The sequence below is a fragment of the Devosia sp. genome, from assembly GCF_041917035.1.
Classification (GTDB): Bacteria; Pseudomonadota; Alphaproteobacteria; order Rhizobiales; family Devosiaceae; genus Devosia_A.
Genome location: NZ_JAYRYM010000295.1, coordinates 1 through 4,233 on the forward strand (window position 1 = coordinate 1; position 4,233 = coordinate 4,233).

General features: G+C 63.3%; 4 protein-coding genes. All 4 read right to left on the minus strand.

The features are described 5' to 3' along the window. Positions 1-169: 169 nt before the first annotated feature. Positions 170-586, minus strand: a complete 417-nt coding sequence (locus tag ACE3TU_RS19700) for a cytochrome c family protein (protein WP_374627338.1) — start codon at positions 584-586, stop codon at positions 170-172. A gap of 53 nt (positions 587-639) precedes the next feature. Then, on the minus strand, positions 640-1,077 hold the full coding sequence (locus ACE3TU_RS19705) for a c-type cytochrome (protein WP_374627340.1): 438 nt from the start codon (positions 1,075-1,077) through the stop codon (positions 640-642). A 39-nt stretch (positions 1,078-1,116) separates the two neighbouring features. Continuing rightward, the gene (locus tag ACE3TU_RS19710; protein ID WP_374627342.1) at positions 1,117-2,049 is read right to left on the minus strand and encodes a hypothetical protein; all 933 of its coding nucleotides are present in this window, start codon (positions 2,047-2,049) and stop codon (positions 1,117-1,119) included. Positions 2,050-2,113: 64 nt separating this feature from the next. Further along, positions 2,114-4,233 (minus strand): FAD-dependent oxidoreductase (locus ACE3TU_RS19715; protein WP_374627344.1); only part of this gene is annotated, 2,120 nt, incomplete at its 5' end.

A 4,233-nucleotide genomic window follows, 5' to 3' on the forward strand; every position in this document is an offset into this window, starting at 1 on the left:
CTGGCGCAACTGGTCGAGGCGGAGCGGAACTGAACGGGCCGCGCGGACAGGGCGATGCCGGAGCACCGCAACGTGGTACATTGCGATGCCGACGGCGGAGCCGTCCACAGCATCAAATGCAGACCTTAGGAACGACCTGGCGCAAGAAGTGCGTACAGATGAACTCTGCCTAAGGCGCGGGCACGAAGTCCGGTGAGAAGCTGAGAAGATAGGCGATCACGTTGATCCGGTCGGCCTCGTCCTGCAGGCCTGGGAAGGCCATCTTGGTTCCCTTGACCGTATTGCCGGGATTGGCGAGGTAGCCGCCAAGCGTCTCCGGCGACCAAACCAATCCGCCGGTCCCGGCATCGATCATGGCCTTCGAGTACTTGAAGCGCTCGTAGGTGCCGGCCTGCCGACCAACGACCCCATTCAGCACGGGGCCCACCCGGTTGCGAGCGCCCTCGCCGACCGCATGGCAGGCGGCGCACTTCTTGAACACTGTCTCACCCAGCACAGGATCACCGACGGCCTGACCGTGGGCGGCGCCAACCAGCGTCAGGGCAATCAGGCACGCGCCCGCCGTCAAGGACCAGCCTGCTTTCATCTAGCGTCTCCGTGTCTTTGTAGAGTGTCAGTTGCGCGAATGCGTTGGGACTGTCAGGGCTTAGGCCCGATCATGATGTAGTCGAGCACAGCCGGATCGGGCGGCAGTTCTGCCTCGCCCGGAGGCACCTTGGTCATTGCCAGCATGTAAGCGATGACGTCGATATAGTTCTGCTCGCTGCGGGATGCCGGATTGTCAGGCGGCATGGTGTTCCGGATCAGTTCGTACAGAGCTGCAAGCGACAGACCGTCCCACTTTCGCAGAAGCGACGCCCTGGCGATGGCAGGGGCCTGCGGCTGATCCGGTTCGCCCGCGCCGTCTCCGCGCTCGCCATGGCATTTCGCGCACACCCCAAGATGCAGGGCCTTTCCGCGATCGGCCTGCTCGGCTGTGTAGACGCCGCTCCAGATGGAGCGCTCCTCCTGCGCCTGAAGACTCGTCGGCATGCCGAGGGACAGCAGGGTGATGGCAGCAAGTACTAGCGGCTTCAAGACCAGAACCTTTCTTCAGTGGTCGGGCGGCGGCCCGCGCTACATTCTCTCGGGACGTATCTCGACAGCCAGTTGCGACTGGGTCACCAGGTCGCCGTCCACTTCAACAACGGCGCGATTGGATACATGGCGCCTCGCCGAAACGAACAGCGTGTACGAGCCCTTGGGTACTCGCAGTTCCGCGATGCCCCGGTGATCGGCTACAGCACGGAACGGGTGCATTGTCACAATCGCCCCTGGGAGAGGCGTGGCTCCATCCCCGTCGACCGCATGAACCTGGACCAGGTGCTCGCCCGCAGGCACGACCCGGATCGAGAAATCCGCCTGACCGTCGCCATGCGAAGGCTCGAGTCCCGCTCCAGAAAAACGCGCCTTCCATCTGTGGAGGCCGACATCGGCGTCCACGGTTGCCTGCACTTGCGCATAGTACAGGGCTTCCGTTCTGGGCCAGACTTCATCTGCAATCCTGGCCGATGCGACCAGGTTGCCCAGCTCATCGTGAATCGTCACGCTTCGGCCTGCAAGCGAGCAGCCGCAGGCACAGCGAACACCGACGTGCATCCTGGCAGCTGAGCCGCTCGTGAGAGCAGATGCAAGATCCCACACATTGACGGTGACCGCGTGCGGCTCGACCTGAAGAGCAATCGGCTCGCTGACCGCCGGGTAAGCAGCATCGTCCGTCTCGAAGGCCTCTATCGAGGCCGTCCAGCGGTGCACCCCCACCGAAAGCGGCGCTCGCAGCACGAGGTCGTCGGTGCTGTTGGTGGCGCCATCAAAGTGCGAAAGGGCGATCTCGCCAAGGCAGGCTCCGTCCTCGGAGCGGATCACGACAGCGAGCGATGCAAGGTCGCATGCCGGCGTGCAGCTAACGCGCGCCAACAATCCGAACTCGGCGCCCGCTGCAACGGAGGTGGGCGTAACTTCTATGGACAGGGCAACCTGCCCCGTTGATTTCTCGCTTCGGCTGGTCATGTCGTCGCTCGGTATCATGGACAAGAGCCGCGGGGGCAAATCGCCCCCGCGAACTGGATCAGGCTCAGGCGGCTGGTTCGCCGACTGCATTGGTACCGGCTATGTAGCCGTGCACCAGCGCCCTGCCGAGGCCGTGCTGATTGCCGCCGCCACTCGACTCGCCACCCGCATAGAGGCCGGGAATAGGCGCTCCTTCCATATCGACGACCTGTGCTTTGCCGTTGATGTGCAGGCCACCGTAGGAGTCGTGCCAGACCGGGAAGAACGCGGCCGCGTAGAAGCGCGGCGTATCGATCTTGTACATGGGCGCATCGGGGCCCCGTTCAAAATCGGGATCGAGGCCCGATTCGACATTGGCATTCCAGCGATTGACCGTATCGACGAGATGCTTCAGTTCGACCCTCTGCCATTGGCAACCGGACCGGATTTTCCAGGCCAGCTCCTCGATCGTGTCGGCGGCGAAGAACAGCCCATTGTCCGGTGAGGTGAACGGCGGCTCGATGTTCCACTCATCTCGGTCGACGGCGGCCTGGTCGAAGATTGCCCAGATCGGACCAGACAGGAAGTCAGGTTCGCTCGAGCCTTCGTTGACTGCGGTCGCAGCGTGGACGCCAGCGTTTGCGGCGTAAGTCGCCCGGACGTTTTCGGCGCTGGCGTTGTGCCAATCGAGCTGCTTGAACTCAAGCCCCTCTGCTGGCTGGCCCTTTCTCGGACCCGCCGGGTACGAGGCATTGGACCACCCCTTCATCAATGTCATTTCATTGAAGAAGCGCTTGCCCACCTGATTGACCGCGATCAGATGCTGGAACGACTCGTTGCCCAGGTCGATACCCGTCGCCATTCGCGTCGAGAACGTCGGGTTTCCCGGCAACATCGTTGTGTACGGATCGCGCGTCGCCAGAGTTCCGGGGAAATGGAAGGTGGATGGGTAGCTCAAGTTCTGCTGCATGCCGGCAAGACCGGCGCCAATACGAATGCCTGCCTTGATGCCGCTGGCATCCTGTCCCCTCGGTCCCAACCAGCCATAGCCAGACGACACGAATGCCGGCTCGCGGAAGCCGGGATGGAACATGCCGCGAAACTCCGGATTGGCAGCATGGCCACCTGCGCCAATGATCACGGCCTTTTTCGCACGGACGGTGATGCTGTCACGTGTCTCGACCAGATTGCCATCGTCCCAGTAGCCGACCAGTTTTTCGCCGGTCTTGGGGTCGAAGCGCGGCGAATGGCTGGCTTTGACTCCCACCACCCGGCCGGCAAACGGCTCCTGACGGATGATCTCGTCCATGTGGCGGTTGACCATGAAATGGACGCCCTTGTGCCGGGCGCTGTGCTCGAGCGGTCGGGCCAGGGCCGTTCCATTGGTACGAGCGGTTGGCGCCACGGTGCCGCTACCGTCTTGCATGAGAGTGGGCGCGAATAGCGAGGACGAAACGCCAGGAATGCCCGCGTCCTCCTTGGTAATCGTCCCCTTCACAACGTCGGTGCTGTCACCTTCCATGAGGAACGCATACGCGCGGCGGGCCCGCGACATGCCGGCGTTTCCGTGGGTCCCCGAAATGCGCCCCATGCGAACGTGGTTGTCGAGCAGAAACGTGCGGACGGCCGAGCAGTTGTCGGCCCATGCACGGTGCAGCGGGCGCTCATTGTACCGGTAGGGCGCCTGTGCAGACGGGTCGAGCACCGACCAATCCGTCATGTCGCGAAAGAGCAGGTCCACATCGTCTTCGAGTTCGGCGACATCTTCCACCGGCGCAACGGTGATGTACCCATCCGGGTCGGCCTCGCCGCGGATGTCGCGCAGCTGGAGCGGATCGCCGCCTCCGAGGGAGATGAGCCCGGTCGAATGCAGCATCTTGCCGCCGGGTTCGAAATTCTGTTCGAGAACGATGACGCTGGCTCCCAGGTCTCGGGCGCGAATGGCCGCAGCAATGCCGGTGGCGCCTCCACCGATCACGACGACGTCATATTCATAGTCCCATACGGTCCCATCCCCGCCCGCGGCCAGGGCGGTCCCCGGCACGGCGACGGCTGCAGCTCCCATGCCGGCAACGGCCAGACCGCCCTTGAAGAACGAGCGCCTGCTCAGTGCGCTCTCTTCCCTTTGAACATCGTCCTTTTCCCCAGACTTCCGACTCATGCCCATCCTCCATTGGCCGTCCGCGCAGCGGTGCATGCGGATAC

Excerpts from the sequence above, each read along its gene's own strand:
- ACE3TU_RS19700 (WP_374627338.1), bottom strand. The coding sequence starts at position 586 with ATGAAAGCAGGCTGGTCCTTGACGGCGGGCGCGTGCCTGATTGCCCTG.
- ACE3TU_RS19710 (WP_374627342.1), bottom strand. The coding sequence starts at position 2,049 with ATGACCAGCCGAAGCGAGAAATCAACGGGGCAGGTTGCCCTGTCCATA.